This is a genomic window from Neobacillus massiliamazoniensis, assembly GCF_001048695.1.
GTDB lineage: Bacteria > Bacillota > Bacilli > Bacillales > Cytobacillaceae > Neobacillus > Neobacillus massiliamazoniensis.
Map to the genome: position 1 here is coordinate 632,113 of NZ_CVRB01000001.1, position 18,671 is coordinate 650,783.

12 protein-coding genes are annotated in these 18,671 nt (G+C 34.1%); 3 read left to right on the plus strand and 9 right to left on the minus strand.

All coding sequences use genetic code 11. The features are described from left to right. Positions 1–134: 134 nt before the first annotated feature. From BN1082_RS03115 to BN1082_RS03135, 5 genes are all read right to left on the minus strand, one after another. Entirely contained in the window at positions 135–743 is a 609-nt protein-coding gene (locus tag BN1082_RS03115; RefSeq protein ID WP_090630716.1) for a methyltransferase domain-containing protein, read from the minus strand. A 150-nt stretch (positions 744–893) separates the two neighbouring features. Continuing rightward, positions 894–1,658, minus strand: coding sequence for a MerR family transcriptional regulator (locus BN1082_RS03120; protein WP_090630719.1), 765 nt, complete (start codon positions 1,656–1,658; stop codon positions 894–896). A gap of 138 nt (positions 1,659–1,796) precedes the next feature. Beyond that, positions 1,797–2,723 (minus strand): aldo/keto reductase, encoded by a 927-nt coding sequence (locus tag BN1082_RS03125; protein ID WP_176699626.1) that lies wholly within the window; start codon positions 2,721–2,723, stop codon positions 1,797–1,799. Between the two features lie 246 nt (positions 2,724–2,969). Then, a complete protein-coding gene (locus BN1082_RS03130; protein ID WP_090630722.1) occupies positions 2,970–4,232 on the minus strand; it encodes an MFS transporter in 1,263 nt (420 codons plus the stop codon). After that, entirely contained in the window at positions 4,232–4,864 is a 633-nt protein-coding gene (locus BN1082_RS03135) for a TetR/AcrR family transcriptional regulator (protein ID WP_090630725.1), read from the minus strand. Before BN1082_RS03135 ends, BN1082_RS03130 begins: the two co-directional genes overlap by 1 nt. Positions 4,865–5,161: 297 nt before the next feature. Here BN1082_RS03135 and BN1082_RS03140 point away from each other — a divergent pair, with 297 nt between their 5' ends. Together BN1082_RS03140 and BN1082_RS03145 are read left to right on the plus strand one after the other, a co-directional pair. Next, positions 5,162–6,613 carry an aminotransferase-like domain-containing protein gene (locus BN1082_RS03140; RefSeq protein ID WP_090630728.1) on the plus strand — a complete coding sequence of 484 codons (1,452 nt, stop codon included), beginning with the start codon at positions 5,162–5,164 and terminating at the stop codon, positions 6,611–6,613. 245 nt (positions 6,614–6,858) lie between these two features. Beyond that, entirely contained in the window at positions 6,859–7,050 is a 192-nt protein-coding gene (locus BN1082_RS03145) for a hypothetical protein (RefSeq protein WP_090630731.1), read from the plus strand. Positions 7,051–8,161: 1,111 nt separating this feature from the next. Here the strand turns inward: BN1082_RS03145 and BN1082_RS03155 are convergent. The 3 genes from BN1082_RS03155 to BN1082_RS03165 form a co-directional block, all read right to left on the minus strand. After that, complete coding sequence (locus BN1082_RS03155; RefSeq protein ID WP_090630738.1) at positions 8,162–8,569, minus strand: hypothetical protein; 408 nt, start codon at positions 8,567–8,569, stop codon at positions 8,162–8,164. A gap of 556 nt (positions 8,570–9,125) precedes the next feature. Beyond that, the gene (locus tag BN1082_RS03160; protein WP_176699627.1) at positions 9,126–12,152 is read right to left on the minus strand and encodes a hypothetical protein; all 3,027 of its coding nucleotides are present in this window, start codon (positions 12,150–12,152) and stop codon (positions 9,126–9,128) included. Between the two features lie 31 nt (positions 12,153–12,183). Next, positions 12,184–13,743, minus strand: coding sequence for a hypothetical protein (locus BN1082_RS03165; RefSeq protein WP_090630744.1), 1,560 nt, complete (start codon positions 13,741–13,743; stop codon positions 12,184–12,186). Positions 13,744–14,490: 747 nt separating this feature from the next. Here BN1082_RS03165 and BN1082_RS03170 point away from each other — a divergent pair. Then, positions 14,491–16,044 carry an ABC-F family ATP-binding cassette domain-containing protein gene (locus BN1082_RS03170; RefSeq protein ID WP_090630749.1) on the plus strand — a complete coding sequence of 518 codons (1,554 nt, stop codon included), beginning with the start codon at positions 14,491–14,493 and terminating at the stop codon, positions 16,042–16,044. A gap of 709 nt (positions 16,045–16,753) precedes the next feature. Here the strand turns inward: BN1082_RS03170 and BN1082_RS03175 are convergent. Beyond that, positions 16,754–18,115, minus strand: coding sequence for an FAD-binding oxidoreductase (locus BN1082_RS03175; protein WP_090630752.1), 1,362 nt, complete (start codon positions 18,113–18,115; stop codon positions 16,754–16,756). Positions 18,116–18,671: the final 556 nt, after the last annotated feature.

The window sequence follows — 18,671 nt, forward strand, 5'->3', positions numbered from 1 at the left end:
TTTTCTATTTATGTAAAATATTACACATAACAATACGTCTATTTTATGGAAAAAGTTTCATTTTTCTGTGTCTTTTTTCCATGAACTTTTCTGGGTGTTATTTCTTGGTGTCAGGCACCAAAGTAGAGATTTTTCTAAATGGCTAGTCGATAAATCAAAAACCTTTCAAAGGGATTATGTTCAGTTAATTCTGGCAATGTCATTTCCTGCTTCAATTCAAAAGGGGTCTTGTTTTCTAAGAAATCGATATAATCTTCCGATGGATAATAAAGTACCACTTCTATTTCACGCTTAGATTTTTCTACTGATAGTAAGATATTATTTATGATGGTTATAAAAATTTGAATCGAAAATGGATTAAAAAAATAGAATCGATTATCTAAGGAATTGATTTTATATTCTTCAGCTAAACAACAATGGAAATGAATTTTATCTTTAGCCTTTTTATTTTTTCGTAAATATCTGTCTCGATTTTCGATTGCCTCTTTGTAGAGAGATTCATTCATTTCAACACCAACAACTGTTGCCCCACATAAATGATGGATATAGAACACTAAACGTCCTTTGCCACACCCATAGTCAACAATCCGATCGCTGCTCTTTAATTCATACCATTTAAAAAGTGTATCCAATGCGCTATATGGCGTTGGTTCGTAACGGTGATAATGCAAAGATTTATTAAATCCTCTTTGCTCACCCCTTGTATTAATATTCAGCATGGCATCATAAGTCTTTTCTTTCAATTTGATTCACTCCACGTTTAAAAAATTTACTCTTCTTAATAAAAATACTTCACTTTTTTATAGAATTGCTATAGAGACTACTATTTTTTATAAAAAAAGAGAAAAGCGACTGGACAACCAATCGCTTTTTCCTTTTTCAATATCGCAATTTTATTCCTTCACGCCAGTGTAGATCCGAATGGCATCTCTTATAAATTCTGCTGTCCCTGGCTGGTCTTTATCATAATAGGCCTTAAATCTTTCATCATCCACGTACATTTGGGCTAAACCAGCATGGGCTTCCTTCGAGTATTTGTTCCAATAAAAGGTAATCCATTTTTTATGAAAATCAGCTGCTTTTTGAGCCAACTCACCTGACGGATCACCAGTGGCAAAGGCTAGAGCAAACGTCTCCTTTACTTGCTGCTCTAGTTTTGTCACTGCGTTGTATTCTTCTTCCGTCATATTCATAAGCTTTGCATTTGACTGATCTACCGCTTCCTCTCCAAACTTATCACGAATTTCATTCCCATATTTTTTCTCATTCTCATCTATCATTTTCTGTTTAAAGCCTGCAAATTTCTCAGAATCAGACATTTTCATTCTCCCTTCTGTAACCGCAATGGTTTTTTCAACATTGGCGATTAATGAATTTAATTGAGCTCTTTTTTCCAGGAGTTTTTCACGATGTTCTCTAAGTGCGGCAGCCCCATCGAAGGAAGGTGCAGTTACAATATTCTTGATGTTATCTAAACTGACACCTAATTCCCGAAAAAAAAGGATTTGCTGTAGTTTATCAACTTCTTTCTTACCATAAATCCGATATCCTGATGAATTGATTCTTGCCGGCTTAAGAATTCCAATTTCATCATAATACCTAAGTGTTCTCGTGCTTATCCCTGCTAACTTCCCAAGCTTTTGCACTGTATATTCCATTCGTCTCACCCCCTATCCAAACGATACACCTTAACGTAACGTGAAGGTCAATAGGTCTTAAAAAATTTTTTTATAAATAGTAAGGAAAAAAAAACAGGAGACAACGGCTTATTGTCTCCCAACTGAAATATATGATGACTATGGCACGATATTGCCAGCAGCCTTATAAATTTGATACCATTCTTCCCTTGATAATTTGATGTCAGAACCTTTACTTGCATCCTTCATCCGCTCGGAATTTGTCGTTCCAAGTACAACCTGGATATTGGCCGGGTGACGTGTAATCCATGCAACCGCAATTGCCGTGTTCGTTACACCGTATTTTTCGGCAATTGAGTCAATTACTTGGTTTAACTCAGGAAAACGCTCTAAATCACCAAGGAATGGCCCTTCAAAGAACCCGTGCTGGAACGGGGACCATGCTTGCAAGGTGATATCATTCAAGCGGCAATATTCCAAAATGCTGCTGTCGCGGTTCACAGCCTGATCAATCTTCATATTTAAAGAGATTCCTGAGTCAATCATTGGAGTATGACAAATGCTAAACTGAAGCTGGTTAACCACTAATTTTTGTGGAACGTATTTCTGCAACAAATCAATTTGAGTAGGATTAAAGTTTGATACACCAAAACACCTTACTTTTCCGCTTGTCTGCAACTCTGAAAATGCCTCAGCCACTTCTTCAGGATCCATTAGGGGATCTGGACGATGGAGTAGAAGAATATCAAGATAATCAGTTTTTAAACGCTTTAAGATGTTTTCAACTGACCAAAGGATATGCTCTTTTGAAAAATCATAATAGTTTTCCGGTGAGCGAATACCACATTTACTTTGGATAATCATATTTTCACGGATAGTTGGATTCATTTGAATCGCTTCTGAAAAAATTTCTTCACATCTTCCCCTGTCATAGATATCAGCATGGTCAAAGAAATTAATGCCCTCGTCCATGGCCGTCCGAATTAATCTTTCAGCTTCAGTTAAAGAAAGTTGTGTTAACCGCATATTCCCCATAATAATATTAGAGGACTTAATATCGGTGTTAGCCATACTTATATATTTCAAAAAAACTCCTCCCTTTCAAAAATTAATAGTTACATATTATTGTTCAAGTATACCCTCTAGCACGCTTAACATAAAGTAGTGCCTCAATTTCTATTACAAAATTATTCAGTTTTGAAGCGGTACCATATTAACCGGTTTACTAATTCCAGCGATTGCATCTGCAACATCTGGAGAATCATCGTTAAAAACATTTTTGAGCTTTATAGTAACATACGGTGCAAATTCCTTAGGTGAGAGTATGCTGTTTTATTGTGAAAGTGCATTGTTTCCCGCAGTTTTTACATGTTTTTTAACCAGCTTTGGCAAAACAAAAAGGTAATAGCCTCCAACAGCTAACAAAAGAAAACCGATAACGAAATAGATCGCGTCTACATTTACATAAGTCGGGAAAATGACGGCGATGATTCCTAGAGAAACAGAATGGGCCAGCATCATCAATGGATCCACCCATCCTGAAACTCTCCCCATAAGCTTTGGATCAACTAACTCAGTCATCCAGCCCGATAACGCTACATTCACTGGCGCTAAGATAATCCCCATAATGAATGTTAATGAGAGATAGATCCATACATTTTCTAACGTCCCCAATACGAATGTAAATGCACCACTTAGGAATATCCCGCCAATCATAACTCTATAAGCCTTAAAATTATGGACCAGCTTACTTCCAATCCCGCTTCCAACCACAAATCCAATTCCTAAAAAAATTGAAAACAAGGAAACGAACTGCTCATAATGGCCGGGTGTAAGTTTGTATTTCATCGTAAAAAGCGGTATAACGGCAAATGCACCATTTATGAATCCAAACACTAAAAATCCAGAAACAATCGATTTTAATAGCTTATTATCAAGAATGTACTTTAATCCTTCTTTAAAATCAGCTAGAACGGTTGAGATATTAATATTTCTTATATTTGTTTTTCCATTCGGAAGTCTAACCTCTGCTGGCAGGACACAGCTGCGAATCAAAAAGGCAGATACGATAAAACTTACACCGTCAATCATGATAGTCCCGATGATCCCAATATAATGATAGGAGAGGGCCCCTAGCCCCATACCAAACAGCATAAACAGTCCCATCACAGTTTGATTAAGCCCAGATGCCTGCATATACTGCTCTTTGTCGAGAATTCCCTGAATAATACTCATTTCAGCCGGAGCGAAGAATTTTGATACTGCACTACGAACAAATAACAGCACAAAAACCAACCATAAAAGGTTGAAGTAAATAGCAGCTAATAACAAGACAGTTAAACCGGCACGAATCCAGTCAGAGTTAACAGCAATTTTTTTCCTGTCTAGCCTGTCTGCCGCCACACCGACAATAAAGAATACAAAAAGAATAGGAAGGGAGTACATTAATTCTGCCACAGTCGCCAAAAAAGGCTGCTTGCTAAAATGATCTAATAAATAAAAGGCAAAGGCAACGTTGCCAAGAGTCGAACCAAGTTGTGAAGCAAAAGAAGCTAAAAATATTTTGGTAAACAACGGATTTTTAAAAATAGCCATTAAGATTCCCCTTCCAAATCATGAACTTGTAATACTTCTTTTAAAATGGATTTGAAAAGTCTTAGCTGCTCTTTCACTCGGACATTCCCGATTCCTGCGGCTTTCGTGTGAAGCAATACCCCCTCAAAATAAGAGGTAATCATTTTGTTAATAACATCCAAATCAACTCTTGGATTAAACTCTCCGTCTTCAACGCCCTTTTGTAAATAATGAACGAGATAGGCTTGTTGTTTTTTATAATGCTCTTCCAGCATGGATCGTCGTTCCTGCTCTTTCCACCCACTGATAAAATATTCGTAGATCACAATTGGTAATTCATCAGAAGCATTACTTAATTGCTGTTCCATCATGTCAATTAGACCGCATAACCCTTTCCATACGGAAAGACCACTTGTTAATAAGTTTTTTATTTGTGCTTCTGTTTCTTTGTCATTTTCGGCAAGGATTACCTTCATGATTTCATCTTTACTTGAAAAATAAAGATAAACCCAGCCGCGGCTCATTTCAGTTTCATCGACAATATCCTGCATGGTTGAGTTGACGTAACCTTTACGTTTAAACACTTCACCTGCAGACTGGATGATGTGCATTCGACGTTTTTCTTTCTCACTTTCGGAAATTTTAGGTGTCAAAGTTTATACCTCCAACAATTAAAATAACAATGACATCACTGTCATTTTCCAATATAAAACATTTGTATCGTTCACGCAATACCATTTTGGTAAATTTTTGATAAAAAAACCCAACACCCATCGGATGTTAGGATAACGTATGACCGCTTATATGGACTTAGTTCTCTAAATGATAAAGCAAGTATTCAACTGGGGAACTCCCATGTCCCCCAATCGCCAAGGTGTTCTATAATTTCTTGACAATATCATGAAAACGTTTTTAATTTTAAATGTATGCTCAATGAAAGGGTGAAATCGATGGAATGGAAACCAGATAAACAAAGCGATATCCCTATATACCAACAAATCGCTAATTATATCCAAAAAAGAATTGTTTATGGAGAATATCCTCCAGGTACGGTTCTCCCTTCTGAACGAAGATTAGCAAAAGAGTTAAATGTAAATAGAGGAACCATTATTTCCGCGTACGATGTTTTATATTCAAATGGGATGGTAGAACGCATCAAAGGTAGTGGTACACATGTCAATAAAGACATGTGGAGGTTATCACGCTCACGAATCCCCAACTGGGATCTTTATGTCGAACGTGGATCTTTTTTGCCTAATCTCCCGCTTTTTCAACATATTCGTGAAGAAGTCCTTAATAAAAATCTGATTAACTTTGCAAGCGGTGAATTAGCTCATGATTTGATGCCCTATGATGTTTTTCGAGATATCCTCTCTAAACATGAATTCCATCAATCTCTGGGATATGAGCACCCCCTAGGTAACTTGAATCTTCGTGAGCAAATTGTTCATCATTTAAAGGAATATAGGGATATAAAATGCTCCAGTCAGTCTGTCCTCGTTACTTCTGGTGCCCAACAAGCCCTCCATCTTATCATTCAATGTTTGTTAAACGAAGGTGATGCGATCGCGTACGAAGATCCATCATATGCGCATTCTTTACCGACGTTTCGAGCGGCTGGTTTAAAAACCTTTAAACTGCCGGTAGGAAAAGATGGCTTGAATCCTGAAGATATATTGTATTTGTATAAAAAACATAAAATTAAAATGGTCTTTCTTAACCCTATATTTCAGAATCCAACTGGAACGGTACTATCTTTGGAAAGAAAAAAAAGGGTCTTAGCTATTAGCCAAGAATTCGGGATTCCAGTTGTAGAGGATGATCCCTACAGCTTAATTTCATTTTCAGATCATATTGATACTTCTACTCTTAAATCTCTAGATGATAGTGGAAATGTATTGTACATAAGCTCTTTTTCAAAAATAGCAGCGTCAGGACTTCGCATAGGGTGGGTCGTTGGACCCGATAATGTCATTCAACGTTTGGCCGATGCAAAACAGCAAATGGATTTCGGACACAGTATTTTCCCCCAATGGATTGCAGCAGAATACCTTGGATCTGAATCTTTTGCGTCAAATCTTAAAAATTTAAATCTTAAACTCTTAGAAAAAAGAAATATATTAACCACTGTTTTGCAAGAAGAGCTTTCAAACCAGCTTGAATTTCAGATACCAGATGGCGGTATCCATCTATGGTGCCGTTTACTTAGCAATGACATCAACGAATATAAATTACTTGAAACATCCATACGAAATGGCGTAGCCTTCGTTCCAGGAAGCCTGATTAGCTCCCTAACTGGTTATATTAGACTAACATTTGGAAGAGTAGAAACTCATTTGATAAAAGAAGGGATCTTAAGACTAAAGAAAGGAATGGAAGACCTAAAGAATACATGCACATGAATTTTTGTTTTTTTACCGAAGTATTACTTCGGTATTTTTTTTACTTAGAAATTATTCAAAACTATAAAAAGTGGATGGTGAAATTATTTTAAAATTGGATGTTGTTTTTTAATTTTAATAATATAAACTAAAATTGATATTAATTTCCTTAAATGATAATCCTTACATATTATCATTTTTCTTTAATACTAGATTTAATAAATTATGAGGATCTATAAATGATATTGTGGAGATAGGTGATAAACATGAAATTAGTCCTAATGCTGGTACTTGTTGCTTCAATGGTTGTTTTATTCTTTAGCGGATATTTTGTAGGAATGTTAAAGGAACGTTACGGTAAAAATTTACTTATCATTATACCAATATTTATAGCAATGTTTATGTTTAACATCATATGGGCCATAACAGAGTTAGCAAAAGATGCAAGATGGCAATAATGGATTAAAAAAGAAACGTAAAAATTAACGTTTCTTTTTTTATTACAGCCTTAGTTACAGTTGAAGTTATATTTTCAAAAATAGCATAAAAAGATCTAAGCAAAAAAACTAATATATATTCCAAGTACAAATAAAGATAGAATAATTATCACAGCATAGATTAAAGTTAAATTTTTCGTATTTCTCTTTACTTTGGTACTATAGTCGTCGTCGCCCTTGCCAGTTAAAAATAGAGTTGAAACAATTGAAATTATTATGATAATGATCACCAAAGCATACATAATATTCATGAAAACACCTCAAAGACGTTTTTTTTTTATTCAATAAACGAATTAGGAAAAAGAAGTAACGATGCCAAAATCTTACTGTATGCTTTATATCTAAAATCCAATTCCCTTTAATTAGTTCTAGTATAAAAAAAATAAATTAATTAATCACCATCCACTTAGCTAGAAATCTTATCATCCACTAATTTTTTTAAAAAGCAAAACGCCACTTTCCTTTGTCATAAGAAAGTGGCGTTTTTTTTGGTAAACGTATGACCTGTTAGGGACTTGAACCCCCGACCCCTTCCCTGTCAAAAAGGTGATGCAAAAAAATATGGTTAAATTAAAATAAATACAGTTAAAAGAGTATTGCTAAATCAACGTTTATGGGATTGTTTAGAAAATCAAAATCAATTAAAAACAACTGAGAAAATTAAGTCTGTGCAATTTTTGTGCAATTGATCTGCAATTAATTCAGAAGTAAGTATGTGGTCAATTCTTACTAGTTAAAGTATCTGTGGTTCCTGTACTCGACTTGTAGAAAAATAAACTTACGGATTGATGTAGCCGTGTTCACCTTTCCATGTTTATTACATCATGCCGCCAGTAGGTTGCTAGAGTGTAATATTGTTAACATTGAGTGCAAAAAGTGCGGTAAATCAACATTTTGGATGTTTCATACTGTAACATCTTTAACGAGGGTTTACCGTTTTATATGGGAGTGCGTTGGGAAGGCGTTAGCAAAATGTTAGCAATTCGCTAACGCTATATTGTTTAAAATTAGTTATTGAGCAAATTTTATGGTTACAACCGCTTCGGTATCATTCGATTTTTCCAAGCTCACCTTATAATAACTTTTCTAGATTTTTTCTTGTTTCATTATCTATATCATCTTTCCAAAGATAATTAATAAATTGATCCTTATCAAACCACAAAATTAAATCAACATGGCTAATATCTTCAATAGTACGATGACCTACTCTGCGTATTTTCAGATAACTCCCATTATCTAACAAAGCAAAGCCTGTTAAAGTAATGAATAAATCATGCATATCCTTTAAGGTATCTAAATTAACAATTGCTAAGACATTCGGCACTTCATGATTAGGATTTACACTTTTGAATTGCTTTACGGCTTTATGCAAATGTCTAGAGATTGCATTATAAGTTGAATCATTTTTCGCTCCAATAAAATCATCGTATTCAAGTGTTTTCTCTTCGCAAAATAATATTCTTTGAAAATCTTTGAACACTTCAAAATCAGGAGTTTGTTCGTCTCCTTCTTCTATCTTATTTACTTTCAGCCCTTTATTCTCTTAAAACCTCTTAACTATAGACTCCCCATACTCAGCCACCTTTATCACTCCTTTATGAAAGTTCCACTACTGACTGTAAAAGAGGTTACCACTATACAATTAATTGTATAGTGGAGTAAATCATTAAACTTTAAATAGAGAAATGCTACCTATCTCATAGACGTTGCTTTAAGAAAGGAGTTCATTTTTACTCCTTAGCCTTTCTTAATAAAAGCCGGGCAATTTTTAGGTGTTGTAAATGCAGTAAACTCTTTACCCATATTTAACTGGTTCATTTACTCCTATTTTAAAATTGGATTACTTCTCTCTATAGGCAATGAATACTTTCCTTCAAATACAGCATTAAGATTATCAATATATTGATCTTTGTCTTACCGCATCCGCATTCCTTCGCTTTTAAATCAAGATTAAAAATATCATTACACTCTAGACACAGTAAAAGTTTAATGTAATCACCTATAATTTTATTTACCTTTGAAGTTCTGTGCCTAGCTCACATATCCATAATTGTACTCGTTAATTCACGCATAGTTCCAATTCGATTTTCGAACATTTCATCCCACATATCTAAACAACGCTGATTAACTTCGAAATCATCTTGGGTTCTATCATAGAGAAAAGCAATTAATTTCGATAATTCCGGAGCTATACCATATAGTTCACTTCCAACATCTTTAACTTCTTTTTGAGAGTTTTGAATTATATTTTGGCACATACCGAATATAACTTCTTTGAATATTATGATTGGTACATCATTTTCATTTATAAAATATACAAAGCGACGCACCATTCTTCTAGTAGATTTAGAAGTTACTAATTTTAAAATAAACTCTTCATCCTCATTTATATTTAGCTTTTCTTTATATAATAATTGAGAATAAGAAAAAGTAAGATCATCATCTTTTTCCTCATCTAAAAAATGTACAATTATTTTTTTACACTTTTCATGATGTTCTTGATAACCAATAAGATCACATGCAACCTTAACGATTCCTTCTTTTTGCTCCTTAGATTTAATAATATTCTTAAAAAGAATATCCCCAAAGCTTCCATATAATACATACATATTGGCTATGTGATTGGCACCTACTTTAGCCACGTCTTCAAACTCTGAATTATACATTTCAAGAACTAACTCTTTAATTGTTCTTGAATAATCATTATATAAATGATAGAACAAGTTATAAGCATATGGATGAGCAGCAATTCTTAGATCTTTGTTGGCCAATTGAAAGAACCACTTTACAGCTTGTTCCTTATCAAAGTTCATAATCGGTATAATACACTCTATTGCTGACATATTTACCGCTAGATTCTTATCGTTAACAATAGAATCTACAGCATCTTTAAAATAATCATATCTATCTTTATCTTCCCAGAGTAAAGAAGCTATTGCCTCAGTAGCGCAACCTCTTACACAATTCATTGAATTTGTAAAGAGAGAATTAATCGTGTTTCCTTCTTTATCTTCTGAGGACACTACATTGAACTCACCCTGCTCTGGATTCGGATGGTTCATTGCTATATTTGATATTTCGTTTAAAATCTCCTTGTCCCATAGTTCTCCAGCTCTCTCTCTAATCCCTCTACAAAAAGACGCTGCAACATTTATATCCTCATTGTTAACCCATTTTTTATATAATCTCTGTGCTAGATGGAGATTAACAGGTTTCCAATCTCCGTTTTTATTCATATCCTTATCTAATTCTTTTTTACCTATTATATCCAAAACAGCACTGATATAGTGATTATCAATATCTTTCGGAAACTTTAAGGCTAAGTTAGCGATTCTATTTGGATCTTTTTCTCCAACTCTTATAATATCTCTTGAAAATTGCCATGGTGAAGATTCTAAAATAGGTCCATCTTTTAAGGCCCATTTTTCTTTTTGATAATCTTTTTTCTCAATAATCTTTAACCATTGTTTATCACTGATTTTTTCAGCTTTAGACCCAATAGTCGAACCAACAACTCCCCCTGTAACATTATTCCTTTTATGCCTAAAATGTTGACCATTAAATTTCCGATTTAGAATTCTTTCCAGTTCGGAAGTTTTTCTTGATATCCTATCTTGGTCGAGTGCTGGAATTAAATAATTTTGTACTTCGCCCCAATATGGCCAATGAACTATCAATTTATTCTGTTCTATCCTATTTTCTCTATTAAACTCAAATCTACGTTTTGCTATCCCTAACTCATCTTCTTCATGATAATAGTAAAGACTATGTTCTAAGCTTTCAAACACTTCATCTGAGCATGTTTTAGAGTGTTTTTCTATTACTTTTTTAGCTGTATATAAGTATTCGTCAGAGTCCCCTGTGTAATTGAAAAATCTCGTATGTGGATTATCAATCAACCAGCTAATCGCATAATCAGAGCAATCAACCGGCAGGCTTTCCATAAGGCATAATAAAATCTCATTTATTATAAGTGAAGAATAGTCATAATATTTTTCACAACTCTTCAATAGATTCTTCGCATCAATTTTAATTAATTCTTTTCCTGAAGCCTTAACCATCTCTACATAAGCTCTTCCATACAATTGACCCATATATTGTTTGGATATCCAAAAATCTATTTTTTTGTCATAGATTGAAGTTGTATTTTTAGTAGTTTCTGCAATATACAGCATAAAGTCCTTCCAGACTTGGTACGGTCGATCCTTTGCAATTTCAGCAAGGATTTTTATTGCCTTATCATCCAAATCCTGTCTATTTTCAATAGCCTGATTATTGACATTTTTAACGATTAAATCAATTAAACATAACGCTCTGCTAGGAGCATCTTTAGCAAGTCTTTCCCAAGAAATGTACGCATTCCATAGTTGTGGCCTAAACTTTAATATTTCCAATCTAAAATCGAACATTTCATCAGAATCATCTGCAATATTCCAACATAGCACATTGTAAATTTTATTATCCAATTCAGGGTTTTTGAATGCTAAAGGATAAAGCAATGAAGCCACTTCATATGGTAAATCAGAGTTAACAGATCTAAGTAGCAACAATGCTAACTCCCTATCTTGTTCACAATCAAGCCAAGTATTAATGTAACCTTCTCGAATTAAAAACTTTATAAAAATAGGGTGATTAATGAAAACAGCATCCAATAAATGATTTCTCCAATACTCTGAGTTAATATATTCTTGTAAGAATACCTCCACTTTTGAATTGATTGATTCTGCCTGTCCCAGTACTTCTAAAAAGACATATTTCATGTAAAAGCGTATATTCACACTATGTATTAGTTCAATACCCACATCTACAAAGTCATCTATATCAAAGTCTAGTAAATTCTCTAATAACATCTGAAGTTGATACCTTTTAGATGGAGTCTGTTTAGAAGGAGAGCCAAGTATACTAATAATGGAATTACCTTCAAATATTTGTTGAATCATTTTTTCAACCAAGAAATAGTCATAAAAGCTTTGATGAACAAAACCAATTCTCTTACCATCTGAAAACAATAGTCCATTGGATAGTAATTGTTCAATTGCAACCTTTGAGCAATGATTTACCATCTGTACGGGAATCATTAGCTTTCCTAAATTATCAATTTGATTTAATATTATCTTTTAGTTCATTTAAATAATTAATAGAAACACCCATAATTTCACAATTAATACTTAATTGTGTCCACCATTGTTTTATTAAATCACTAGATGATATGTATGTATTAGACTTCCTTTTTTCTTCTAAATTTGACCAAATATATAGATTGCTAGGTGTTTTTAACAACGTTCTAAGTTTCGTTGATAAGTTATTATATGTTTCTCCTACAACTTCTTTTACGTTTTCATTATCCAGATCACTCATTATTATTTCTTTCCATGTGTCTTCTTTGTTATTGGTGTTCATTTTTGAAAACAATTGCTTTATACCATTTTCATTTTGGAAATCAAACGTTCTGCATATAAAAACTAACGTTATTTTTCTATCTCTTTCCTTATTGATATTGTTTACTTCTGCTATCATTTCTTTACAGACTTCTAGTGCAGAACTTGAGTGGTTATTCGTCCATCGGATTGCATCAAGTTGATCTAAAATCAAAACAGCTTCTTTATCCTTCGAAACTGCATCAATACAAAATACTGGTGATGCAGATAAACCTAATTGATCTCCGTAATTATTAGAAGAATATTCTGGAACACGCCGATCTAGTCTTAATGCAAGATGAACTATATTTTTTTCTTTTAGCCTATTTCTTAATTCAATAACACATCCGCTTTTTCCGCTTCCTGCTTTCCCATGTATAATTACTGAATTTCCATTTAAAAGTTCTTTATAACACTTTTCACTTTCCTGCCTATGAATGAGAGAGTTATTAATTTTAACGAAAGCAGAATCAAATTCAGTATTCAGGTATTCAATTCTTGGCATAATCCGTTCGTCTTTATGTAATTGTCTAAATAAAATGTCAGGTTGACTTTCTAAAAAGTTTATTATCATATAAGATGATATTTCTTTTCCTAATAAATCATTTTCTATCGGGTAGTTCAATAATAGATTATAAATAGTTTCGGCATTACCTATAAAAAGATACTTTATAGTTTCCTTCAAGGTTGTTTTTGTTTCTAAATCATCGGAGTAGTGGATAACATACATTCTTTTTAAATAATGAAACGCTTGTTCATTGTCTTGAACAGAATTATGATCCAGCCCAAGATACTCACATATTTTTCTATATTCTTTATGCACTTCTGTACTATTCTTTATTTGATATTCATAAAAATCTCTAGGGTTTCCATTAGAATTTCTTGCCCGATTAGTAATATCATTCAACATCATACAATTAACTGCTGAAACAAATTGATAATTAATTTTATCACTGGAGTCTAATTGCTTTTTTGCTTTTTGAAAAATTCCTTTTGCACCTAAATCACCTATAGTCCAATACTCTTTGCTTGCATTTCTCCCCTTGCATTGCGAGCATATTTTACTTTCATCATTGTTTCTAATCCATAGATCAATGCCCTCTTCTTCTTTTCCAACGCCTTCCAGAATAATAGATGATATTTCCTCTTTTATTAGTCTAAGTAATTGTTTAACCACCCATCTACCTTCATATCTATTTCCAAACTTATCAGCTCTACCACCAGTTTCATAAGGCAAAGGAAGCCCTCCTCTTTAAAGATATATTCACTTATTAAGTAAATAACAACAAATTATCAGTTTCATTTTTTCTCTTATAATTAATGTTATATCGAGAAGTATAAGATTTCAAATTTTTACAGAAACACAAAAAATATTCATGATATTTTTAAGTGTTTATTTAGTTTCACATAAAATGCTCTTTCAAATTGGCAAAAAAAAAGAAGCTTCCCTCAAGTTTGATAAACTTATGAGAAGCCTCTTTTATTTTTCATTATGTTAGCATTTTGTTAGCAAATCACTTCAAAACCCTTATATATCATGGGATTGAGCGGTCATCACATCATGCCGCCCATTCCGAACATTAATTATTTTACTTTATATAATCGTTCTCTTTATTCGCCTTTTTGAATGCTACACACTCCATATGTGCGGAGTGTATGCGGCAACACGTGGGATGTTGATGAGTTTACACTTGTTTTAATAAAACTTTAGTTTAGAACTCAACCAATTCCATATTCTACAGTTATTTCCACATGAGAATAATTCTTTTCTTACCTCCTGATTCGGTTGTATAATAGACTCTTACCCAATTGTTATACGCCCAAGAAAATATTATTCAATAATCTCATTTTATTAAGATGGGCAGACTTCAATTTAGCCCAAAAATCAAATTACATTTTCCACAAAAAAATAACCTCAAGATAGAAAAAGCAGCCAAAATCTAGTAAGATATCCACATGTGACATTAGATAAGGAGTTAAAAAAATGAGCGTATTAAACGTACAAAATTTAAGTCACGGTTTCGGTGATCGTGCGATTTTTAATAATGTGTCTTTTCGGCTTTTAAAAGGAGAGCACGTTGGACTAGTTGGGGCAAATGGTGAGGGTAAGTCTACTTTCATGAATATTGTTACTGGGAAGTTGCAACCCGACGAGGGGAAAGTTGAGTGGTCACGAAAAGTTCGTGTTGGTTATTTAGATCAGCATGCTGTACTTCAAAAAGGTACTACGATGCGTGACGCTTTGAGTACTGCTTTTCAATATCTTTTTGATGCTGAATCAGAGATCAATGAACTTTATGCAAAAATGGGTGATGAAGGTGCTGATATCGATGCATTACTTGCAGAAGTTGGAGAGCTACAAGAAACTTTAGATAGTAATGATTTCTATCGAATTAATTCAAAAGTTGAGGAAGTTGCTCGTGGTCTAGGATTAGACGATGTTGGACTCGATCGAGATGTAGATGATCTTAGCGGTGGGCAACGTACGAAAGTTTTACTAGCTAAGCTTTTGCTAGAAAAGCCTGAAATCCTATTACTAGACGAGCCTACGAACTATTTGGATGAACAACATATCGAATGGTTGAAGCGCTATTTACAGGAATATGAGAATGCATTTATCTTGATTTCACATGATATTCCATTCTTGAACAATGTTGTTAACTTGATCTATCACATGGAAAACCAAGAGTTGAATCGCTATGTTGGTGACTATGATAACTTCTTAAAAATATATGAAATGAAGAAGCAACAGCTAGAGTCCGCTTACAAGCGTCAACAACAAGAAATAGCTGATTTGAAAGATTTCGTTGCTCGTAACAAGGCAAGTGTTGCGACTCGTAATATGGCGATGTCTCGTCAGAAGAAGCTCGACAAAATGGAAGTTATTGAATTGGGGAAAGAGAAGCCGAAACCAGAGTTTATTTTCAAAGAAGCTCGTGCAGCTAGTCGTTGGATTTTCACGACTGAAGATCTTGTTATTGGTTACAATGAACCACTTTCTCGTCCTCTAAATTTGAAAATGGAACGCGGACAAAAAATTGCATTCGTGGGTGCAAACGGTATTGGTAAGTCTACTCTTTTAAAAAGTATTCTTGGGTTGATTAATCCAATTTCGGGTAAAGTGGAACGTGGTGAGTATCAATACATTGGTTACTTCGAGCAGGAAGTTAAACAGGCCAACTACAACACTTGTATTGAAGAGATTTGGAGCGAGTTCCCAAGTATGAATCAGGCTGAAGTCCGTGCTGCTCTTGCAAAATGTGGATTAACGACGAAACATATTGAAAGTAAAATCGAAGTCCTTTCTGGTGGAGAAAAAGCCAAAGTTCGATTGTGTAAAATTTTAAACACAGAAACAAATTTATTAATTTTAGACGAACCTACCAATCACTTGGATGTGGACGCAAAAGAAGAATTGAAGCGTGCTTTAAAGGCATATCGCGGAAGTATTTTGATGGTATCCCACGAACCTGATTTCTATCGTGAAATTGCGACCGATATTTGGAATTGTGAGGATTGGACTACGAAAGTGTTTTAAAATAAAGATTAAGGGGTTCCCAATGAATAAAATATCACTTGGGAAACCCTTTTTATAACCCATCCCATTCCAATTTATGTTGGACAATCAGCGGTACTAGCATATCGTATTCTTATTCATGTATATAATATAATTAATGGAGAAACTAAATGGGGAATTAATCCATCAGAAGTATTGGATCGAAAAGTGCAAATAAATATTTTCATAATAGAAAATGAAGTTAGTGACCAAAATTGCGCCCTTTAATGGAATAATGAAAATATGTTTTAGCCCTAAAATCATTTAATTTTTGTTGAACTTAAAGCTACCCGTTAGCCATCCATGAAGCTGGAAATCACCTCTTCACCACAGAGAAATATATTGAACTGTCCATACTAGTTCTTAATCCAGTCAATCAATCCATAGATTAATGAATTGTGGCTCTCTCCATTTTTTTTTGACACATGAGACGTGTCTTCTTTGGTATTGTCTTTTATTAATAGTTAGAGAAGTTTATTTTCATGGTAGTTTAAGTGGAAGATTTCACAATCTCTTCACCCTTACAGAATACGTGAATTTGGCTTTAAATTTAATTAGGGCACTTTTCCTTATTATAGGAAAATGCCCGATTGTTAAAGAAAGTCTTATTTAATAATCTTGCTTACTATAGGGTTAACCGTAACGAGTGAAACTGAGAAAATAATTATTAAGATGTTTAACCTCTTATGCTTTAAGATAAAAAATAGCCCTCACTAAAATCAAATGGCGGAATACTTTGCTTAAAACGAAATACATTATGAGGATCTACTTCTGATTTAACTTTTCTTAGCCTATTAAAATTCTCCCCATAATAAGACTCTGGCCATTTTTTTATAAAAAGATCTGGCCAGTTGACATAATCACCCTTAATAAATGGTTTTAATGCGACTCTCAATTCTTCAGTCCACTTAATATTTTCTCTTGCTTCTACTTCTTTGGTCCACTTTGTTAAATATTCTTGTGCAATTATCGCATTCCTATGATAATAGGCTGTTTCTTTTGGAGAAATGTCTTTAACAGCACCACCCAATGACTGTTGCCAAATGGAGGCTTCTTCGTTTGGTGCTTTCGCTAGAAATTGTTTCATAATACAAATAGCTTTTGGAGGAAGGGCTTCATAAATAAATGAACCTGATCGTTTAAATAAAGAAGGAATATTGCCGGACGGATCATTAAAATGTTCAACAGCTTTAATAAATGGCACGTTATTGATTTCTATTTTTCTAGGTTTTGTATGTTTCACGAGTGGTCTAATTAATTTTTTTAGTTTGTCCGATGAACCTATATATTGCCCTTCTGCAATGATTAAATTTTTACATTTTGCATGTAATTCTATTTGGGAGGTTAATTTTGGATCCGTAAATGGCGCCCAATCTTGCCAAGCTTGGAATGCTTCTTCTAATTGCTCCCAGTCCCACTCTACCGTGAAGATGGATACAGTAGAAATTGGATGTACGCGAAATTTAAATTGGGTCACAATACCAAAGTTACCACCGCCACCTCCACAACATGCCCAATATAAGTCAGAATTTTTTTCTTTACTAGCTTCAACAATTTGTGCACCTTTTTCCCCTTTTGGAATAGCAATTCGAAGGCTAATGAGGTTATCACATGTGAGTCCAAAAATTCTTGATAACATCCCAAATCCCCCGCCTAATGTTAATCCAGAAAGACCAACACTAAACTCTGTACCACCTGGAATGGCCATACTGTAATCCCATAACGTGGTGTATACATGTCCTAAATTGGAGCCTGCTTGAATCGAAGCTGTTCGGTCATTGACATTTACAGATATTTGATCCATGTCGCTTGTATCTATAACTAGCCCACGATTTAATAGAGAGAAGTTTTCGTAACTATGTCTGCCACTTCTTACTCGAAAAGGAACGTTATTTTCTCTAACCCACTTTAATGCATTAACGATATCCGTTTCATTTTGGCAAAAAACAATTGCACCAGGAAACTTAGAGAGATTTAGATTATAATTTATCCGAGCTCTTGGATACTCTGGGTCATTAGGGAGCACAATTCGCCCCGTCAATTTCGTCTTCATACTTCTCACCACCTTAAATTGTTTTATAACAATCTATGATTTTTTTAAAGGTGGTGGAACGGCATAAATCCTACTCAATATCAATAGCAGACTAGAACAAAGAACAGCCCCCTTTATTTTCCACTTCTATCAATGCGTATTTCCATACCCTAGTAAGCCATTGTGCCTTAAGGCAACAAAAACGCCTTGAAGGCGTTCTGGTCTTAAATCTTTTCATATCTTTTCCACCTTAAAACAGGTGAAAATTCTTCATAATAAGCCTAAATTTCCTTCTAGTGGATTTTTTATTCTTCAATTGCTTCCGGAGAAACCTCTCCCAGACAATACGCATGACTGATGGACACTCTTCCTTGCCATCTGGCTTCCTGTGTGAAAGAGAGTAAACGTTTTATTGTAAAAATCCCCAAATAATCCGGGTCATGCAAAATGCAAATCAATATGGCAGCCAGGTTTTTCTGCACGCGATAAGGAATCATTTAACGTCGTTTACCGGTATATCTAGAACATCGGATCGAGTAGTAGAAATATTTAAAATATTAGTAAAAATATCGCAAGA